The sequence below is a fragment of the Streptomyces sp. NPDC051136 genome (assembly GCF_044455745.1).
GTDB lineage: Bacteria > Actinomycetota > Actinomycetes > Streptomycetales > Streptomycetaceae > Streptomyces.
The window spans coordinates 62,726-79,839 of the sequence record NZ_JBITFE010000013.1; the positions used below are offsets into that span (position 1 = coordinate 62,726).

Consider the following 17,114-nt stretch of genomic DNA (forward strand, 5'->3'; position numbering starts at 1 on the left):
ACCCCGTACTCATTCAGCGCCCCGCGGTCACCCCCCGCGCGGTGGCGGCAGAGCCGGGTCCGGTCCCGGAGCCGAGTGCGTCCAGGATCGCCTCGACGCTCTGCTTGGCGTCGCCGAAGAGCATGCTGCTGTTCTCGCGGAAGAACAGCGGGTTCTGCACGCCCGCGTAGCCGGACGCCATCGAGCGCTTGAAGACGACGACCTGCTCCGCCTCCCAGACCCGCAGCACCGGCATACCCGCGATCGGACTGGCGGGGTCCTCGGTCGCCGAGGGGTTGACCGTGTCGTTCGCCCCGATGACCAGCACGACCGAGGTGTCCGCGAAGTCGTCGTTGATCTCGTCCATCTCCAGGACGATGTCGTACGGCACCTTCGCCTCGGCCAGCAGCACGTTCATGTGCCCCGGCAGCCGGCCGGCGACCGGGTGCACGCCGAAGCGCACCTCGATGCCGCGCTCGCGCAGCCGCCGGGTCAGCTCGGCGACCGGGTGCTGGGCCTGCGCCACCGCCATGCCGTAGCCGGGTGTGATCACCACGGACCGGGCCCGCGCGAGCAGTTCGGCCGCTTCGTGCGCCCGTACCTCACGGTGCTCGCCCTGCTCCTCGGCACCGCCCCGCGGGGCCTCGACGCCGAAGCCGCCCGCGATGACGGAGAGGAAGGAACGGTTCATCGCCTGGCACATGATGTAACTCAGATACGCACCGGAGGATCCGACCAGGGCACCGGTGACGATGAGCAGGTTGTTGTCGAGCAGGAACCCGGCGGCAGCCGCGGCCCACCCGGAGTAGCTGTTGAGCATCGACACGACCACGGGCATGTCGCCGCCGCCGATCGAGGCCACCAGGTGCCAGCCCAGGGCGAGGGCCAGGGCCGTGACCGCCACCATCAACGGGAGACTCGGCGCGAGGGTGAACCAGACGGTCAGCACCGCGAAGAGGGCCAGCGCGCCCACGTTGAGGGCGTTCTTGCCGGGCAGCAACAGGGGCCGGGACTTGATCCGCGCCGACAGCTTCAGGTACGCGACGACGGAGCCGGTGAAGGTGACCGCGCCGATGAAGACGCCGATGAACACCTCGGCGTGGTGGATCCCGATCAGATCGGAGGCGATCCGGCCCCGCGAGCCGTGGGCCTCGACCTCCAGGTAGCTGTTCCAGCCGACCAGGACGGCCGCGAGACCGACGAAGCTGTGCAGGACCGCGATCAGTTCGGGCATCTGCGTCATCTCCACGCGCCGGGCCCGCCACAGGCCCGCCGCGGCGCCGATCACCATGGCGAGCAGGATCAGCGCGACCGGCCCTGCGGAGACGCTCCGTGCCGAGACCACGACGGTCGCCACCAGGGCGAGAGCCATTCCGGCGATGCCGTACACGACACCGGCGCGTGAGGTCCGGTGCTGGGACAGACCGGCGAGGCTGAGGACGAAGAGCAGCGCCGCGACCAGGTCGGCGGCGCGCGAGGCGGTCAGGGACGTCATCGGGATCCGCCTCCCGAGAACATGGACAGCATGCGGCGGGTGACGGCGAAGCCTCCGAAGATGTTCACGCTCGTCAGCAGGATCGCCACGAAGGACAGCACGGTGACGAGGGTGCTCTCGTGTCCGATCTGCACGAGGGCACCGATCACGACGATGCCCGAGATGGCGTTGGTCACCGACATCAGCGGCGTGTGCAGGGAGTGGTGGACCTTGCCGATCACGTAGTAGCCGATGACGACGGCAAGTGCGAACACCGTGAAATTCTGCGCCAGTTGCGCCGGAGCGAAGGCGACCATCAGGAAGGTCGCCAGCATCCCGAGGCCGATGAGTCCGAAGCGTCCCGCCGGGGTGAGCCGGGGCGGCCTGGTGCCCACCGGCGGGGCGGAGGCGGCCGGTGGTTCGGTGGCGGGCGGGGCCGCGGACACGGCGACCGGGGGAGGCGGCCAGGTGACCGTGCCCGCACGGACCACGGTCACGGTCCGCTGCACCACGTCGTCGAAGTCGAGCACGATCCGGCCGTCCTTGCCGGGGGTGAGCAGCCTGAGCAGGTTGACCAGGTTGGTGCCGAAGAGCTGCGAGGCCTGGGCCGGCAGCCGGGAGGCGAGGTCGGTGTAGCCGATGAGGGTCACACCGTTGGCGGTCACCACGCTCCGGCCCGCGACCGTCCCCTCGACGTTGCCGCCCTGGGCGGCCGCCATGTCGACGACGACGCTGCCGGGTCTCATCACCGCGACGTCGGCGGCGCTCAGCAGCCGCGGGGCGGGGCGTCCGGGAATCAACGCGGTGGTGACGACGACGTCCACGTCCCGGGCCTGCTCGTGGTAGAGCTCGGCCGCGGCGCGGTCGTAGTCGGCCGAGGTGGCCCTCGCGTAGCCGTCGGCGCTCTCCTCCTGGGCCACGTTCACCGAGAGGTACTCACCGCCCAACGACCGCACCTGGTCGGCGACTTCCGGCCGGGGGTCGGTGGCGCGCACGATCGCCCCCAGACTGGACGCGGCCCCGATGGCGGCGAGCCCCGCGACACCGGCCCCGGCGACGAGGACCTTCGCCGGCGGCACCTTGCCCGCCGCGGTGACCTGTCCGGTGAAGAAGCGGCCGAAGGCGTGCGCGGCCTCGATCACCGCCCGGTACCCGGCGATGTTCGCCATGGAGCTGAGCACGTCCATCGACTGCGCCCGCGAGATCCGCGGCACCGCGTCCAGGGCGAGCACCGTGACGTCACGTGCGGCCAGCGCCTCCAGCCGCTCGGGTCGCTGTGCGGGAGCGACGAGTGCCACCAGCGTCGTCCCCGCGCGCAGCGTGGCGATCTCCTCGGCGGTCGGGGCGTTGACCTTCAGGACGACGTCCGCGGCCCAGGCCTCGCCGAGACACGCGCCCGCCTCGGAGTATGCCTCGTCGCCGAAGCCGGAGGCGGCACCCGCTCCCGGCTCGACGACGACCTCGTAACCGAGGCCGAGCAGCAGGCGCACCGTGGAGGGCGTCGCGGCGACGCGAGTCTCCCCGGGCAGTGCCTCGGCGACGACGCCGACGCGCTGGGGTGGTTGGTGATCGAGTTGCTGTCCAGTCATGTCCAGTCTCTCGTCCAGGCGTTGTTGCCGGGTTCCGTACCCAAAGGAGGCGGACGCGGCACCGGAAACACGGATCCCGGCCGCCACTCCCGCCCCCGGGGCCGGGCGCCCCGGCCTCCGGCGTCCGTCAGTTCGCCCTCGTCGGCGAGTACGACGGTGGCGGCGACCGACCTCCCCGGACGCCGTGGATCCGCCGCCCCGGTCTCGCCCGGCCGGTGGGCCAGCACCACGACGGCGGGTCCGGAACATCTCGTGGGTCCGGACCCGGTCGAAGCGCTCGCGCTCTTCGACCGGGTCCAGCCGTCCCGTTGAGCGGTGGCCCCCCGGGCCGCCGGGGGTGTGTCAGCGGGCCGGCTCGCCGAACCAGCGGGCCAGGTGCTCGTCCAGGTCCCGCTGGTCGTCGCCGATCCAGGCCACGTGGCCGTCGGGGCGTACCAGGACGCACGGCACGTCCAGCGCCGCGCCCCGGTCGGCGAGGTGGTCGACGCGGTCCGACCAGTGGCCCGCGGTCAGGTGCCCGGTGCGGTCCAGCAGCAGGCCGCGGCCGCGGTGCAGCAGACCGTAGAGGCGGCCCTGTTCCACCTCGACGTCCTCGATACGGCGGCCGAGCAGGTCGGGGCCCTCGCCGAAGTCGTACCGGACGCCGGTCGCGGTGATCTTCTCGGTGAGGCGGCGGTTCACCTCGTCGAAGGCCATCAGCTCGGTGAGCAGTCTGCGTACGGCCTGCGGGCCGGGCTCGGTGGAGTGCAGTTCCATCTGGGCCCGGGTGTTGTCCAGCACGTCCTCGGCGACCGGCCGGCGTTCGGCCTGGTAGGTGTCCAGCAGGGTGTCCGGTGCCCAGCCGCGGATCCGCGCGGCCAGCTTCCAGCCGAGGTTGAACGCGTCCTGGACGCCCAGGTTGAGGCCCTGCCCGCCGGTGGGCGGGTGGATGTGCGCCGCGTCGCCGGCCAGCAGCACCCGTCCGACCCGGTAGTGCTCGGCCAGCCGGGTGGCATCCCCGAAGCGGGACAACCAGCGCGGTGAGTGGACGCCGAAGTCGGTCCCGGCGACGGCGCGCAGCCGCTCCTTGAAGTCCTCCAGGGTGGGCGCCGCCGTGCGGTCGCCGACTCCCGCGTCGGGGACCACGACGCTGTAGACCTCCGTACCGAAGGGCCGCAGCCAGAACCGGTGCCGGGTCTCGCGGACCTGTGCCACCCTGGCGGCGACCTCCTTCGGTGGCAGACCCACCTCCATCTCGCCCATCAGCGTCTCGTTGCGCGAGGGCTCGCCCGGGAAGCCGACGCCCAGCAGTTTGCGCACGGTGCTGCGCGCGCCGTCACAGCCCACGAGGTAGCGCGAGCGCAGCCGTTCCCCGCCGGCCAGCTCCACGGTCACCCCCGTGTCGTCCTGCTCGAAACCGGCGACCACGCCACCGTGCCGGACCCGTGCCCCCAGCGCGACCGCGTGCTCCTCCAGGAGCCGGACGACGACCGGCTGCGGAATGCCCAGCAGATAGGCGTACTCGGAGTCCAGGTCCGCCGGCGCAGGCCCCGGGATGGCGGCGAAGAGACCGCCGATCGGGCGCCGCCTGCCGTGCCGGAGGAGGCGGTCCAGGAGTCCGCGCATGGCCATCAACTCGATGCTGCGCATGTGCAGGGCCACGATGCGGACGTACGGCGCGGGCTCGGTCTCCCGCTCGAGAACGAGTACCCGCACACCGTGCAGCCGCAGCTCGGCGGCCAGCACGGCGCCGGTCGGTCCGCATCCGGCGACGATCACGTCGAAGTCGTGCCCGGCCGTCTCGTCGGACGACGGCGCGGCGGTGAACTGTCCAGAATGCATGGGTGTTGCCTTTCGGGAGTGCCTTCAGGTCGAGGCGCTCCCGGCGACACCTGCGTCAGTCGCCGGCCATGACGGGAAGGGGGAGCACCCACGTCGATACAGCGTTCATGGGTCTCACCTCCTCGGGCGGTGTCACGGTCGACCGAAAGGTACAGGCACGGGAGTCACCGGGTCCAATCGTTTTCCGCGGCGAACCGTTCGGGCGCCAGAGTGCCCAGCAGTGAGCGGATCACCAGATCCGTGGACGCGGCCATCTCGACGGCGCCGGGATCGAGCAGCCACTGGACCTGGAGGCCGTCCATGACCGCGATGATCGCGTTGGCCGTCTGCCCCGCACGGGCCGCGTCGGCCGCGGTCAGTCCGCAGGCCTCGGTCAGCGCGTCGGTGACGAAGGCGCGCAGCCCGGTGTAGCGGTCGCGGAAGTAGGCCTGTGCGGGATGCTCGTCGGTGACGGACTCGGCGGACAGCACGGCGTAGAGCCGGACGATGCCCTCCCGTTCGGCGTTGCGCCCGGCCGTGTCGACGAGGTGGCGCAGGAAGGCCAGCCCCTGCGGGCGCTCGGCGCCCAGCTGTTCGATGTCCTGCTGGTCGCGGAGTTCGAGCACGCTGGTGAGCAGCAGCGCCTTCGACCGGAAGTAGTGCAGGACGCCGGCCTGGGTCAGCCCCGCCCGGTCGGCGATCTCCGCGAGGGAGGCGTTGTTGTACCCGCGGGCGGCGAAGGTGTCCGTGGCGATGCTGAGGATCTCCTGCTGGCGCCGGACGGCTTCGGGACTGCGCGGGGTGCGGGGCCCGGCCTTCGGTCTGCGCGTGGGCCTGCCCACTGATCGGTCGCTCACGGCGACAGCCTACGGTCTGTCCCGCCGTCCGCTCCGTGCTCCGCCGACCCGCCGACCGGAGTGACGCAGACCACTTACTAAGTACTTAGTAAGTGTGCTTTCATGGCGCCGTCGTTCCGCGCTCCACGGTCTGGGTACCGCCCGCCCCGGAGACCGGCTCCGTACGCCGCTCCGGGTCGCCCGGTACACCCCGCCCCGCACCGAAGCGAAGGAGTACCGCACCATGCCGACCAGTACGAGATCCCGCCCCTCGACCGCGCGTCCCGTCACCGCGGGCGTCGTCGCCCTGGCCCTCACGGGTCTGACTGCCCTCGGTCTCGGCCTGGCGGGCACCGGAACCGCCCGGGCCGCCGACCCGGTCGCCCAGGTGTGGGTCACCACACCGGACGGCGCCAAGAGGCTCGCCGCCGAGGGCGACGTCCCCTTCACCGGCAGCCCCCAGCCCGTCGACATCCGGATCGACGGCGGGGCCGAGGGCCAGCGGTTCACCGGCGCGGGCGCCTCCGTGACGGGTGCGTCGGCCCACCTCGTCCAGAGCCTGCCCGCGGACCGGCGCGGTGAGCTGATGCGGTCGCTGTTCTCCACCGCCGGGGACGGCATCGGCCTGAACTACCTGCGCCAGCCGCTCGGCAGTACCGACTTCGACGCGACCGACGACCCCCACTCCTACGAGGACACCCCCGGCCGGTTCTCGATCGACCGGGACAAGACCGAGATCATCCCCGTCCTCCGACAGGCCACCGCGGTCAATCCGCGGATCCGCTTCATGGGGACACCCTGGTCCCCGCCGGCCTGGATGAAGAGCGGCAACTCCCTCAACGGCGGGAGTCTCGCGCCGGAGCACTACGGGGCGTACGCCGACTACCTGGTCAAGGCCATCAAGGCCTACGGCCAGGAGGGCATGACACTCTCCGACCTCACGGTGCAGAACGAACCCGAGTTCGCGACCACGTACCCCTCGATGTCGATGACGTCGGCGCAGCAGGCCGACTTCCTGAAGGTGCTGGACCCGAAGCTGACCGCGGCCGGGCTGCCCACGGAGATCCTGGCCTTCGACCACAACTGGGACCACCCGGGCTACCCCCTCGACGTCCTCTCCCGCACCGCGGGCATCGACCGCGTCGTCGGCGCCGCCTTCCACTGCTACGGCGGCCAGGTCTCCGCACAGCAGCAGGTCGCCGACGCGGGCGAGCGCGTCTTCTTCACCGAGTGCTCCGGCACCGACAGCGCCGACACCTCCCGGACCTTCGCCGACACCCTGCGCTGGCAGGCCGAGAACCTCGTCGTGCAGAACTTCCGCCACGGCGGCGAGACCGTCCTCACCTGGAACCTCGCCCTGGACCGGAACGGCGGCCCCCACCAGGGCCACTGCGCCGACCGCTGCAACGGCGTGGTCGAGATCGCCGGCGGCGACGTGACCCGCAACGCCGAGTACTACGTGCTCGGCCACGTCAGCAAGTTCGTCCGGCCCGGCGCCGTCCGCATCGGCTCCAGCAGCCAGGGACCCGGAGGCGTGCAGAACGTCGCCTTCCGGAACCCCGACGGCTCCCGCGTCGCCTACGTGGTGAACACCGCCTCCGGCTCCCAGCGCTTCTCCGTCACCGACGGCGGCAGGTCGCTCGCCTACACGCTCCCGGCCGGCGCGGTCGCCACCTTCGTGTGGAGCGGCACCGGCGGCGGACCGACCGGGCCGATCGACCCCGGCGCCTGGTACCACGTCGTGAACGGCGGCAGCGGTGCCTGCCTGGACGCCGCCGACTGGGGCACCGCCAACGGCACCGCCCTGCAGCAGTGGGCCTGCGGCAGCGGCGCCAACCAGTCCTGGCAGTTCCGCCCCACCGGCGACGGCTACTACCAGGTGGTCAGCCGGCACAACGCCAAGGCGTGGGACGTCGACGGCGGGCCCGGCGCCGGCGCCGACGGCACACGCGTCCAGCTGTGGGACTACGTGGGCGGCGCCAACCAGCAATGGCGCCCCGAGCCGGCCGGCACCGCGGGCGGGTACCGCTTCGTCGCCCGGCACAGCGGCAAGTGCCTCGACGTCGACGGCGCCTCCACCGCGAACGGGGCCCGTCTGTCCCAGCGCCCCTGCGCGTCGTCCGCCGCGCAGACCTTCACCCTGACGGCCGGCTGACCGCGCCGACCCCTCCTCCGCCGGGCCGATGACTTTCGGGCCCGGCACCGGTCGTAACCGGTGGACACGTCACCGCAGGAGGGACAGACCGATGCCCGACCTCATGATCGACTTCATCATCTCGCTCGACGGGTACGCGGCCGCGGAGGGCTGGCCCGGCTTCTGGGGCATGGAGGGGCCCGAGTACCTGGCCTGGCTCGACGAGGACGCCGAGAAGCAGCACACCACTCTCATGGGCGCCACGACGTACCGGCTGATGTCCGGGTTCGCGCGTGACATGCCCGACGACTCCGGCATGGCCGGACTGACCGCGATGCCGAAGGTGGTGTTCTCCTCGACGCTCGCGTCCCCGTTGTCCTGGGACAACGCGGAGCTCGTCCAGGGGGACCCCGTCCCCGCCGTCCGGGACATGAAACGGGACGGGACGAGGCCGCTGCGCACCCTCGGCAGCCTCACCCTGTGCCGGTCGCTGCTCGAAGCCAGTCTGGTCGACCGCTTCCGCGTGGTCGTCTTCCCGGTCATCACCGGCGCGACGGGCCGGGACAGGATCTTCGACCAGTACCCGGACGTCAGCCTCGACCTCGTCGACAGCCGCGTCTTCGACGGCCGGCTCCAGCTCCTCGAGTACGCCCCCACGGTCCTGGACGGGCCGCCGTCGGCACGCGCTCGCTGAACAGCCGGCGCCCTCCGCGGCGTCAGGCGCTTCGCCCGGTGGCCCGCACCACGAACCGCAGCGACTCGTCGAACACGGCCTCGACCTGGGCACCGGACAGGCCGTACCAGCCGTGGTCGGCGCCGGGCACGGTGCGCAGGCGCACCGGTGCGCCCAGCCCGTCCAGTCGCGCCGCGAGATCCCGGCTGTGCGAACACGCGACCATGCTGTCCTCCTCGCCGTGGAAGAGGAGGAGAGGCGGTGCGCCCCGGTGGGCGTGGGCGAGGGGACTGGCCTCCCGGGCGCGGTCCGGTGAAGTCGCCGGGGGTCCGCCCAGCAGCAGGGCTTCCGGCGTGGTGGGGGAGTGCGGATCGAAGGGGCCGCGGGCGGCGGTCAGATCGGCGGGCCCGTACCAGACGACGCCCGCGACGGGGGCCGGCTCCGTGCGGGTGAGGGCCAGGAGCGAGGCCAGGTGCCCTCCGGCCGACTCGCCCCAGACCACCGTCCGGTCCAGGTCCAGGTGCAGCTCGCGGGCACGCAGCCCGAGCCAGCGCAGTGCGGCACGAAGGTCCTCGACGGGCGCGGGAAAGGGCGCTTCCCCGCTGAGCCGGTAGTCGGCACAGGCCACGGCCAGACCGGCCGCGGCGATCCGCGCGAACGGTCCGGGGTCCCAGTCCCGGGTCAGCATCCCCATGTCGTCGCGGCGGCCGCGGAGCCAGGCGCCGCCGTGCACGAAGAGCACCAGGGGGAGGGGGCCCCGGCCGGTGTCGCCGGGCAGCCAGAGGTCCAGTTCCAGCGGCCGGCTCCCCACGCGTTCGGCGAAGGGGACACCCCGCAGCACCCGCGTGCCCGACGCGCCGCGGGCCGCGGGAGGCAGGGGTGCGACGTCCGGGTGGGGCGCGGCGATCAGCTCGCGCAGCGGGCGGTGGCCGGGGGTCACGGGGTGTGCCACCGGTGGTCGGGGAGGAACCGCACGTCGTACTCCTGGGGCACGGTGGCGAACCGCTGGGGTTCGGGCACGTACGGCTCCGGCGGCAGTCCCAGTGCTTCGGCGGGGGTGCCGAGGGTCTCGAAGAAGCGCTCGAAGGTGTGGCCCGGCCCGGCGGCGACGCCGACGACCTGGCTGTGGTGGCGTTCCATGCGATAGGCGTGCCGGCAGTTCTTGGGCACGAAGCCGAAGTCGCCGGGGGTGAGCAGCTTCTCCTGCTGGTGGCCCTCGGTGTCCTCGACGAACAGCCGGACCGCGCCCTGGGTGATGTAGAAGACCTCGTGGGTGTCGGTGTGCAGGTGGGCCGGGATGATGTCGCCCTTGGGCCCCTCGACCGTGAAGAAGTTGAACGTGTTCTCGGTCTGCTCCCCGCCTGCGTAGACCGTGATCAGATCGCCGAACAGGTGGGCCCGGTCCCCTTCACCCTTCTCGATGAAGTAGGGCTTGCCCGGTTCGGCGGGTATGCGAGAGGCGCGCCGGTAGCGTGTGGCGTACTCGATGGTCATGGCTCTCCCGGGTCGGCGTCAGTGCAATGTCAGGTAGCCTGACACAGCGGGTCGCCGACCGCCAAGTGGGCCGACGCGCGACCCACCGCCCACCGTGAGGACCTGATGCACACCGGCGACCGAAACCTCCCGCAGTTGCTGGGCGACGCCCGGCGCTGGTTCGACGAGGCCCTGCTGGCCGCTCTGGAAGCGGCCGGTGCCTCGCAGGTGTCCCTGACGCAGCTGGGTCTCTTCAGCGTGCTGGACGAGGACGGCACGACCGTGTCCGAGCTGGCCCGCCGGATGGGCGTCACCCGGCAGACGGCACACCAGGCCGTCCACGGCCTGGTGCACCTCGGGCTGCTGGAACAGGCACCCGACCCCGCCTCGGCCCGGCGCCGGCTGATCCGGCGGACCCCCTCGGGAAGGCGTGCGCACCAAGAAGCAAACCAAGTCCTGGAGCGGCTGGAGGACACCCTCGCCGAACGGATCGGCTCCGACGCGGTCGGCGCGCTGCGGGCCGCACTGGAGGCGTCGTGGGGACCGGCGCCGGCCCCCGGCCCGGGCACCGGCCCCGCGCACCCGTGAAGGGCTCGCCGACCGGCCCGCCTACGGCGTGTAGAGAGCCTCGCTGCCGTACAGCTCCCTGGTGAACGCGGAGACGTCGGCGCTGCGATCGCCGCCGTCGAGGTTGTACGTCAGGAACACGCCGTACCCCTCGTCGACGGTCCGGCGGGCGAGATCGGCCGCCGTGCCCTGGGAGGTCCGGCCGATCTCGACGGCCGCCGGTGACAGCTGCGTCCTCGGCAGCCGGGCGCCGGGGACCCGCCAGGTGCCGTAGTACGGGTTCCAGGAGTAGTCGAACGCGGAGGAGACGTCGACGCCGCCGTACGACAGCCGTGACGCGGCCGGACCGATGTCGTAGAGGCTGATGATCTTGTCCGGCATGTTCGCGCGCAGCGCCGTCACCAGGTGCACGAAGGAACCGTCGTTGGGCTGACCGGTGCCGTTGTTGCCGTACTCGGCGTATTCGTCGTCGAAGTCGACGCCGTCGAGGCCGTACCGGGCCACGGCGTCCGAGAGCTGCTTCGCGAACGCCGAAGCGGCCTGCTGGGACGGGAAGTTGGCGAATCCGGCGCCCTGATGGTTGCCGAGCACCGAGAGGAGGACCTTGATGCCCTTCTGCTGCAACGGCCGCACTTGGGTGGCAACGTTGTCGAGCACGCGCTGCACGTTCTCGTTGAAGTGCAGGTACGCCGTCTTCGTGCCGGTGTCGTAGTTGATGTTCGCCGCGAAGATCACGGCGACGTCGAAGACGTTGCCGCCCCCGTCCGCCAGGGTGTACTTGCCGGCGTTGAGCATGCTGTTGTTGTTCACCTCGATGTAGGCCACCGAGGTCGGTCCCTGCTTCGTGGGGGCGGGGCCGGCCGGTGCACCGGCCGCCGCGCTCGCACCGAGGACGAGGGCCGCGACGGCCGCGAGCGCCAGCGTCGCCCTCCGCACTCTTCTCCGTACCGGAGTGAACATGGGTGTTGCCTCCCAACGCCGGTCGGCGCCCCGCCTGTTCGGAAACGCCGAACGAGTGCTTCCAGTCTTCCCCCGTGGTGACCGGAGCCCGGGGGGTGTGCCGGAACTCTTCACGGCTTCCCCGCACGGCGCGGTGCGGACGAGTGCCCGGGTGGTGCGGACGGGTGCCCGGCCGTCGCGGAACGGCCGGGGCGGCCCGGCCCCCGGAAGGCCGGGCCGCCCCGGGCCTGTGCCGGCCGTCCCTGCCGTCGGCTCAGCAGGTGCGGCCGGTGTACCAGGCGCCGTCGATGTCGGAGCTGGAGCCGATCCAGGTCACGCCGGGCACCACGCACCGTTCGCTGTTGGGCCCCCAGTCGTCGATCTCGATGACGATGTGGGAGCCGTCCGAGGTGCAGTGGTTGTAGTAGGCGTCGGAAGCGGTCTCGTAGAAGCCGCAGGGGTTCGCGGCGGCCGGACCGGCGCTCAGGGTGAGGGCGCCGACGGAGGCGAGCGCCAGGGAGAGCGAGGCGAGCGCGCTGGTCACGATGCGACGAAGGGGCAAGGTGAGCTCCTAACAGTGGGGGACCGGCAGCAGGACTGCGGTGCCCGTCGATCCGTTGTCGATGCGAGCCCAGACTCACAGTTCGCCGGAGGCCGTGGTGAGCGGCGGCGGCACCGTTCACCCGGCGAAACGATTAGGTGCTGCGCCGATCAGTTGATCTCGGCCGGTTTCACCGGAGGGCGCCGCCCGTGCCGTGGAAGAGCGGCCCCGAAACCCTGCTGGTCCCGCGCCGGGCACGGTCCGTGCCACCGCCTTCCGCAAGTGGCTCAGCCCACCGCCACCGAAGTGGCCCACACGGGGGGAGCGGCCCGGGCATACGGTCGAGATCATGACGCGCGGCGTGCCCACCGGACCGCCGGGGGGCACCGTGTGCTCGACGCCCACGCTTCTTCCGAGGACTCCTTATGCAAGCCATCACCGTCCACGACCGCGACGCAGGCGCCGGCGGGCTCGCCCTGACGGAACTGCCCCACCCCCATGCCGCCGAGAACGACGTCGTCGTGCGGGTGCACGCCGCCGGCTTCACGCGCGGCGAACTCGACTGGCCCGGCACCTGGACGGACCGGGCCGGCCGCGACCGGACCCCGAGCGTCCCCGGGCACGAACTGTCGGGGGTGGTCGTGGAACTGGGCTACGGCACCACCGGCCTCACCGTCGGCCAGCGGGTCTTCGGCATGGCCGACTGGACGCGCAACGGTTCACTGGCCGAGTACACCGCCGTGGAGGCGCGCAATCTGGCGCCCCTCCCGGTGGACGTGGACCACACCGTGGCCGCGGCGTTGCCCATCTCGGGGCTGACGGCGTGGCAGGGCCTCTTCGAGCACGGGCGACTCGCCGCGGGTCAGACCGTCGTGATCCACGGCGCCGCGGGGAGCGTCGGCTCGGTCGCCGTCCAACTCGCCCGCGAGGCCGGTGCCCGGGTGGTCGCCACCGGCCGGTCGGCCGACCGGGAGACCAGTCTCGCCCTCGGCGCCGACGTCTTCCTCGACCTGGAGTCGGAACGCCTGGAGGACGCGGGAGAGGCCGACGTCGTGTTCGACGTCATCGGCGGTGAGATCCTCGACCGCTCGGCCGCGCTCGTCCGCGCCGGTGGCACCCTCGTCACCATCGCCGCGCCGCCCGAGGTCAGGCCGGTGGACGGCCGCGCGGTCTTCTTCGTCGTGGAGCCCGACCGGGCCGGCCTCACGGCCCTCGTGCGGCGGGTGCGGGACGGGCGGCTCAAGCCGGCCGTCGGAGAGGTGCGTCCGCTCGCCGAAGCGCCCGCGGCCTTCGCCCCCGGCGGCGGCAGGAGAGGCAGGACGATCATCCGGGTCGTGCCCGACGGCCCCGCGGCGGAGGGCACCCGGTGAACGACATCTCGCTCGAAACCCTTCCCGTGCCCGGCGGGGCGACGGCGGCCGCCGCACTGGACGTGGCGAACGCGTACCTCTCCCCGGCGCTGCTCAACCATTCGCTGCGCGCCTACCTGTGGGCGGCGGCCCGCGGCACGGCGGACGGCCTCGCCTTCGACGCGGAACTCCTCTACGTCGCGGCGCTGTTCCACGACATCGGGCTGGTGCCGGTCTTCGACAGCCACACCGTCGCCTTCGAGGAGGCGGGCGGACACGTCGCCCGGGTCTTCGCGGCCGGGGCAGGCTGGCCGGCCGAGCGGCGCGAGCGCCTCTCGGACGTCGTCGTCCGCCACATGTGGCCGCAGGTGGACGCCGCCACCGACCCCGAGGGGCATCTGCTGGCCCGTGCCACCGCCACCGAAATCGTCGGCAGGGAAGCGGACACCTACCCGTCCCGCTTCCGCGACGAGGTGCTGGAGCGCTACCCCAGGCTGGACCTCGCCGCACCGTTCCTGGCCTGCTTCCGGGACCAGGCGGCGCGCAAACCCGACAGCGCGGCGGCCGGCGCGGTGCGGTCGGGGCTCGCCGACAGAATGGCCGCCAATCCGCTCGACTCCGACCGGGGCCGGCGGCGTACGTGACGGCCGGCCGGTCCCGTCGTGACGGCGACGCGTACGTGCCGGCCGGTCTCGTCGTGTCCCGCGGTACATCGGTCCGCCCGTCCCTCCGCCGGGGCTTTTCACCCGGCCGGACCTGGGCACACGGTCGCTGACCGCGCCGTAACGAGACACGGGAGACCGACGTGGCGGACGACCAGCATCGCCAGCAGGACCCCACCGACCAGTACCCCCGCCCGGACTTCGCCGGTCAGGACCAGCCGCACCCGGGATGGACCGGGCCGATGGACCCGCCGCCCGACCACGGCGAGGAGTCGTACCGAGGGTCGGGGCGCCTGACGGGCCGCAGGACGGTGGTCACGGGTGGTGACTCCGGCATCGGCCGGGCGGTGGCCCTGGCCTTCGCGCGGGAGGGCGCGGACGTGCTGTTCACCCATCTGGACGAGGAACGGGACGAAGCACGGGAGACCTGCCGCCTGGTGGAGGACGCCGGGCGCAAGGCCGTGGCCGTCTCGTGCGACATCCGCGAGGAGAGCAACTGCCGGTCGCTCGTCGAGCGTGCCGTGGCGGAGTTCGGCGGCATCGACGTCCTGGTGAACAACGCGGCCTATCAGATGGCCCAGCCGGACGGCATCGAGGCGATCACGACGGAGCAGTTCGACCGGGTGATGCGGACGAACCTGTACGGCATGTTCTGGCTGACCAAGTTCGCGCTGCCGCACATTCCCGCGGGCGGCAGCGTCATCAACACCACCTCCGTGCAGGCGTACAAGCCCAGTCCGCCCCTGCTGGACTACGCGATGACCAAGGGCGCGATCGTGACCTTCACCCAGGGACTCGCCCAGATGGTCGCGGAACGCGGTGTCCGTGTGAACGCGGTGGCGCCCGGGCCGGTCTGGACGCCGTTGATCCCGGCGACGCTGCCGGACACGGCCGAGTTCGGCAAGCAGAGCCCGCTGGGCCGGCCCGCGCAGCCGGCCGAACTGGCACCGGCGTACGTCTATCTCGCCTCCCAGGAGTCCGGGTACGTCACCGCGGAGATCCTCAACGCGACCGGCGGGACCCCCCTGCCCTGAGCGGGGCACCGGTCCGGGCGGCGGCTGCCGGCCCGCGGCGGGCGCCGTGCTCAGGCCGCCTGGACGAGTTCCGCGCGGCCGAAGAGGATCGCGTAGCCGGAGCCCAGCTGGGCGAGGACGCGGTCGAGCAGGGCGGGGCCGGCGAGGCGGGCGACGACGCCCAGGACCGAGCCGACGTCCCACCGCGTGGTGGCGAGGGAGCCGCCGGTGCGGGTGGCCAGGTCCCGGACGAAGGCCCACCCGGTCATCGGGTCGGTCTCCGGGACCTGGGCGGCGAAGATCCGCGCCGCCTCACGCGGGAGACGGGCGGCCAGCTCGACGCGTTCCTCGCCGGTGACGCGACGGCCGAGGGCGGCCAGGACGGCGGACACGACGTCTTCGGCCCGTTCCCGGGTGGAGTAGGCGCCGTGGTAACGGACCTGCTCCAGCATCTCGGCGAACGACACGGGCGACGCGGTGGTGATCGTCGCCGAAGCCGTCTTGGTGTGCATCGGTGAAGGGCGCCTTTCTGGGTCGTTGGGTGGCACGGCCGGGTCGGCCGGTTGCCGGGCGGTCCCGGGTCCATGACGGCCCGCCCCGGCGTCCCGGGCGGCGGTCGGAGACGGGAGGCACGGGGCGTCCCGTCCTCCGCCGCCCGGAGCGCGGCTTCCGCCTCAGGCGGAGATCTCCTTGTGGTCCTGGCCGTCGCCGATCGAGATCTTGCGCGGCTTGGCCCGCTCGGCGATCGGGACGCGCAGGGTGAGCACGCCCGCCTCGTAGTCGGCGCTGATGCGCTCGGTGTCGAGGGTGTCCGCGAGCATCACCTGGCGGGAGAAGACCCCGAAGGGGCGTTCCGCGAGTTCCATCTGGGCCTCGCCGCCGGCGGAGACGGGACGGCGCTCGGCCCGGACGGTCAGCATGTTGCGCTCGACGTCGATGTCGATGGCCTCCCGGTCGACCCCGGGAAGATCCAGGGCGATCACGTAGACGTCGCCTTCGCGGTACGCGTCCATGGGCACCGCCGAGGGACGCGACCAGGTGCCGGACGTGCTCGGGAACAACTGCTGGGCGAGCCGGTCGAACTCACGGAAGGGGTCGGTGCGCATCAGCATGGTGAAACACCTCCAGTGCGAGTAGATCCGCTCATGCGCTGGTCTTGCACATGTATGTAGCATGTCATCGGAACGATGACAACTGCTTGTGTCGTCCACTGGACGACACCCCTCGGGAGGTGACCATGACCGCAGATCAGCCGGGATCCGCATCCCGGTCCGTGTCCTTCCTCGCCGCCGAGGCGGCACTGGCGTCGATCGAGGAGGCCGTGCACGGCGCCCAGGCACCGGCGCCCGGCCCGCAGACCGACGCCGAGGTCGGCTCCGACCAGGCGCTCGCCGCCCTGCTGCTCCTGCGGGAGATGCGCGACCAGCTCGCCGGGTGGGAGACGGGCCTGATCGAAACGGCCCGTGAGGCAGGGGCGAGCTGGGCAGAGCTCGCCCGCACCCTCGGCGTCGCCAGCCGGCAGGCCGCCGAACGCCGCTATCTGCGCCTGCGTCCCGGCGCCCCCGGCAGCACCGGCGAACAGCGTGTCCGGGCCACCCGCGACCGCCGTGCCGCCGACCGGGCGGTCACCACCTGGGCCCGGGGCAACGCCGCGGACCTGCGTCAGCTCGCCGGACAGGTCACCGCACTCCCGGCCCTTCCGGCGCACGCTCGCACACCGCTCGTACGTGCGCTGGGCCGGGACGACGCCGCCGGCCTCATCGCACCGCTGTCCGGCGCCCGCGAGCACCTGGGCGCGGACCATCCCGAACTGGCCGACCGCATCGACCGTGTCGTCCGGCGCACCGACCGGCTCCGCGGCACGCCCGGCGGCGGCGACCGGTCGCCCGGGAAGACCGGGTGAGCGCCGAGCCCGACCGGGGAAGCAGGGGGCGTGCCCACCACCATGCGGGAGCGCCGTCGCCGGGGGACGCGGCGGCCGGGTCCGTCCTCGCCACCGGGCGGGAAGGCGGCGACGAGCATGATCCCGCCCGCGTCGTTGACGACGAGGGCCGACGCGTAAAGGGTGGCCGTGGCCGGGTGTCC

17 protein-coding genes are annotated in these 17,114 nt (G+C 72.6%); 7 read left to right on the forward strand and 10 right to left on the reverse strand.

Annotated elements, in window-relative coordinates:
* Window positions 1–13: 13 nt before the first annotated feature.
* From pntB to ACIBCJ_RS31605, 4 genes are all read right to left on the reverse strand, one after another.
* Window positions 14–1,474, reverse strand: a complete 1,461-nt coding sequence (gene pntB / locus ACIBCJ_RS31590) for a Re/Si-specific NAD(P)(+) transhydrogenase subunit beta (RefSeq protein ID WP_365981275.1) — start codon at window positions 1,472–1,474, stop codon at window positions 14–16.
* The gene (locus ACIBCJ_RS31595; RefSeq protein WP_365981274.1) at window positions 1,471–3,042 is read right to left on the reverse strand and encodes a Re/Si-specific NAD(P)(+) transhydrogenase subunit alpha; all 1,572 of its coding nucleotides are present in this window, start codon (window positions 3,040–3,042) and stop codon (window positions 1,471–1,473) included. The genes pntB and ACIBCJ_RS31595 overlap by 4 nt, the downstream gene beginning before the upstream one ends.
* 342 nt (window positions 3,043–3,384) lie before the next feature.
* On the reverse strand, window positions 3,385–4,863 hold the full coding sequence (locus ACIBCJ_RS31600; RefSeq protein ID WP_365981273.1) for an FAD-dependent monooxygenase: 1,479 nt from the start codon (window positions 4,861–4,863) through the stop codon (window positions 3,385–3,387).
* A 164-nt stretch (window positions 4,864–5,027) separates the two neighbouring features.
* Window positions 5,028–5,699 carry a TetR/AcrR family transcriptional regulator gene (locus ACIBCJ_RS31605; RefSeq protein WP_365981272.1) on the reverse strand — a complete coding sequence of 224 codons (672 nt, stop codon included), beginning with the start codon at window positions 5,697–5,699 and terminating at the stop codon, window positions 5,028–5,030.
* Window positions 5,700–5,922: 223 nt separating this feature from the next.
* On the opposite strand from ACIBCJ_RS31605, the gene ACIBCJ_RS31610 reads away from it, so the two are divergent.
* A complete protein-coding gene (locus ACIBCJ_RS31610; RefSeq protein WP_362105867.1) occupies window positions 5,923–7,833 on the forward strand; it encodes an RICIN domain-containing protein in 1,911 nt (636 codons plus the stop codon).
* Between the two features lie 91 nt (window positions 7,834–7,924).
* Complete coding sequence (locus tag ACIBCJ_RS31615; RefSeq protein ID WP_365981271.1) at window positions 7,925–8,506, forward strand: dihydrofolate reductase family protein; 582 nt, start codon at window positions 7,925–7,927, stop codon at window positions 8,504–8,506.
* A gap of 22 nt (window positions 8,507–8,528) precedes the next feature.
* Here the strand turns inward: ACIBCJ_RS31615 and ACIBCJ_RS31620 are convergent, their stop codons facing one another.
* Together ACIBCJ_RS31620 and ACIBCJ_RS31625 are read right to left on the reverse strand one after the other, a co-directional pair.
* Window positions 8,529–9,425 carry an alpha/beta hydrolase gene (locus ACIBCJ_RS31620; RefSeq protein ID WP_365981270.1) on the reverse strand — a complete coding sequence of 299 codons (897 nt, stop codon included), beginning with the start codon at window positions 9,423–9,425 and terminating at the stop codon, window positions 8,529–8,531.
* On the reverse strand, window positions 9,422–9,979 hold the full coding sequence (locus ACIBCJ_RS31625) for a quercetin 2,3-dioxygenase (protein WP_362105858.1): 558 nt from the start codon (window positions 9,977–9,979) through the stop codon (window positions 9,422–9,424). The genes ACIBCJ_RS31620 and ACIBCJ_RS31625 overlap by 4 nt, the downstream gene beginning before the upstream one ends.
* A gap of 105 nt (window positions 9,980–10,084) precedes the next feature.
* Here ACIBCJ_RS31625 and ACIBCJ_RS31630 point away from each other — a divergent pair, with 105 nt between their 5' ends.
* Complete coding sequence (locus ACIBCJ_RS31630) at window positions 10,085–10,546, forward strand: MarR family winged helix-turn-helix transcriptional regulator (protein ID WP_362105855.1); 462 nt, start codon at window positions 10,085–10,087, stop codon at window positions 10,544–10,546.
* A 21-nt stretch (window positions 10,547–10,567) separates the two neighbouring features.
* Here the strand turns inward: ACIBCJ_RS31630 and ACIBCJ_RS31635 are convergent, their stop codons facing one another.
* Window positions 10,568–11,485, reverse strand: coding sequence for an endo-beta-N-acetylglucosaminidase H (locus ACIBCJ_RS31635; protein WP_365981269.1), 918 nt, complete (start codon window positions 11,483–11,485; stop codon window positions 10,568–10,570).
* Window positions 11,486–11,738: 253 nt separating this feature from the next.
* Window positions 11,739–12,026 carry a DUF6355 family natural product biosynthesis protein gene (locus ACIBCJ_RS31640; protein ID WP_166662033.1) on the reverse strand — a complete coding sequence of 96 codons (288 nt, stop codon included), beginning with the start codon at window positions 12,024–12,026 and terminating at the stop codon, window positions 11,739–11,741.
* Window positions 12,027–12,430: 404 nt separating this feature from the next.
* On the opposite strand from ACIBCJ_RS31640, the gene ACIBCJ_RS31645 reads away from it, so the two are divergent.
* The 3 genes from ACIBCJ_RS31645 to ACIBCJ_RS31655 all read left to right on the forward strand — a co-directional run bounded on the left by ACIBCJ_RS31645 (window position 12,431) and on the right by ACIBCJ_RS31655 (window position 15,050).
* On the forward strand, window positions 12,431–13,375 hold the full coding sequence (locus tag ACIBCJ_RS31645) for an NADP-dependent oxidoreductase (protein WP_365981268.1): 945 nt from the start codon (window positions 12,431–12,433) through the stop codon (window positions 13,373–13,375).
* A complete protein-coding gene (locus ACIBCJ_RS31650; protein WP_365981267.1) occupies window positions 13,372–13,998 on the forward strand; it encodes an HD domain-containing protein in 627 nt (208 codons plus the stop codon). Before ACIBCJ_RS31645 ends, ACIBCJ_RS31650 begins: the two co-directional genes overlap by 4 nt.
* A 161-nt stretch (window positions 13,999–14,159) precedes the next feature.
* Window positions 14,160–15,050, forward strand: coding sequence for an SDR family oxidoreductase (locus tag ACIBCJ_RS31655; protein WP_362511722.1), 891 nt, complete (start codon window positions 14,160–14,162; stop codon window positions 15,048–15,050).
* Window positions 15,051–15,100: 50 nt separating this feature from the next.
* On the opposite strand, the gene ACIBCJ_RS31660 is transcribed toward ACIBCJ_RS31655, so the two are convergent.
* Together ACIBCJ_RS31660 and ACIBCJ_RS31665 are read right to left on the reverse strand one after the other, a co-directional pair.
* Window positions 15,101–15,541 (reverse strand): DUF2267 domain-containing protein, encoded by a 441-nt coding sequence (locus ACIBCJ_RS31660; RefSeq protein ID WP_362511719.1) that lies wholly within the window; start codon window positions 15,539–15,541, stop codon window positions 15,101–15,103.
* Between the two features lie 162 nt (window positions 15,542–15,703).
* Window positions 15,704–16,141 carry an Hsp20/alpha crystallin family protein gene (locus tag ACIBCJ_RS31665; protein WP_362105835.1) on the reverse strand — a complete coding sequence of 146 codons (438 nt, stop codon included), beginning with the start codon at window positions 16,139–16,141 and terminating at the stop codon, window positions 15,704–15,706.
* 125 nt (window positions 16,142–16,266) lie between these two features.
* Here ACIBCJ_RS31665 and ACIBCJ_RS31670 point away from each other — a divergent pair, with 125 nt between their 5' ends.
* Window positions 16,267–16,932 (forward strand): type III effector protein, encoded by a 666-nt coding sequence (locus ACIBCJ_RS31670; RefSeq protein ID WP_362105832.1) that lies wholly within the window; start codon window positions 16,267–16,269, stop codon window positions 16,930–16,932.
* Window positions 16,933–17,114: the final 182 nt, after the last annotated feature.

What these genes read in the sequence shown, in the direction of transcription:
- pntB (WP_365981275.1), bottom strand. Translation starts at nt 1,474, where the DNA reads ATGACGTCCCTGACCGCCTCGCGCGCCGCCGACCTGGTCGCGGCGCTG.
- ACIBCJ_RS31595 (WP_365981274.1), bottom strand. Translation starts at nt 3,042, where the DNA reads ATGACTGGACAGCAACTCGATCACCAACCACCCCAGCGCGTCGGCGTC.
- ACIBCJ_RS31600 (WP_365981273.1), bottom strand. Translation starts at nt 4,863, where the DNA reads ATGCATTCTGGACAGTTCACCGCCGCGCCGTCGTCCGACGAGACGGCC.
- ACIBCJ_RS31610 (WP_362105867.1), top strand. Translation starts at nt 5,923, where the DNA reads ATGCCGACCAGTACGAGATCCCGCCCCTCGACCGCGCGTCCCGTCACC.
- ACIBCJ_RS31615 (WP_365981271.1), top strand. Translation starts at nt 7,925, where the DNA reads ATGCCCGACCTCATGATCGACTTCATCATCTCGCTCGACGGGTACGCG.
- ACIBCJ_RS31625 (WP_362105858.1), bottom strand. Translation starts at nt 9,979, where the DNA reads ATGACCATCGAGTACGCCACACGCTACCGGCGCGCCTCTCGCATACCC.
- ACIBCJ_RS31630 (WP_362105855.1), top strand. Translation starts at nt 10,085, where the DNA reads ATGCACACCGGCGACCGAAACCTCCCGCAGTTGCTGGGCGACGCCCGG.
- ACIBCJ_RS31635 (WP_365981269.1), bottom strand. Translation starts at nt 11,485, where the DNA reads ATGTTCACTCCGGTACGGAGAAGAGTGCGGAGGGCGACGCTGGCGCTC.
- ACIBCJ_RS31645 (WP_365981268.1), top strand. Translation starts at nt 12,431, where the DNA reads ATGCAAGCCATCACCGTCCACGACCGCGACGCAGGCGCCGGCGGGCTC.
- ACIBCJ_RS31660 (WP_362511719.1), bottom strand. Translation starts at nt 15,541, where the DNA reads ATGCACACCAAGACGGCTTCGGCGACGATCACCACCGCGTCGCCCGTG.
- ACIBCJ_RS31665 (WP_362105835.1), bottom strand. Translation starts at nt 16,141, where the DNA reads ATGCTGATGCGCACCGACCCCTTCCGTGAGTTCGACCGGCTCGCCCAG.
- ACIBCJ_RS31670 (WP_362105832.1), top strand. Translation starts at nt 16,267, where the DNA reads ATGACCGCAGATCAGCCGGGATCCGCATCCCGGTCCGTGTCCTTCCTC.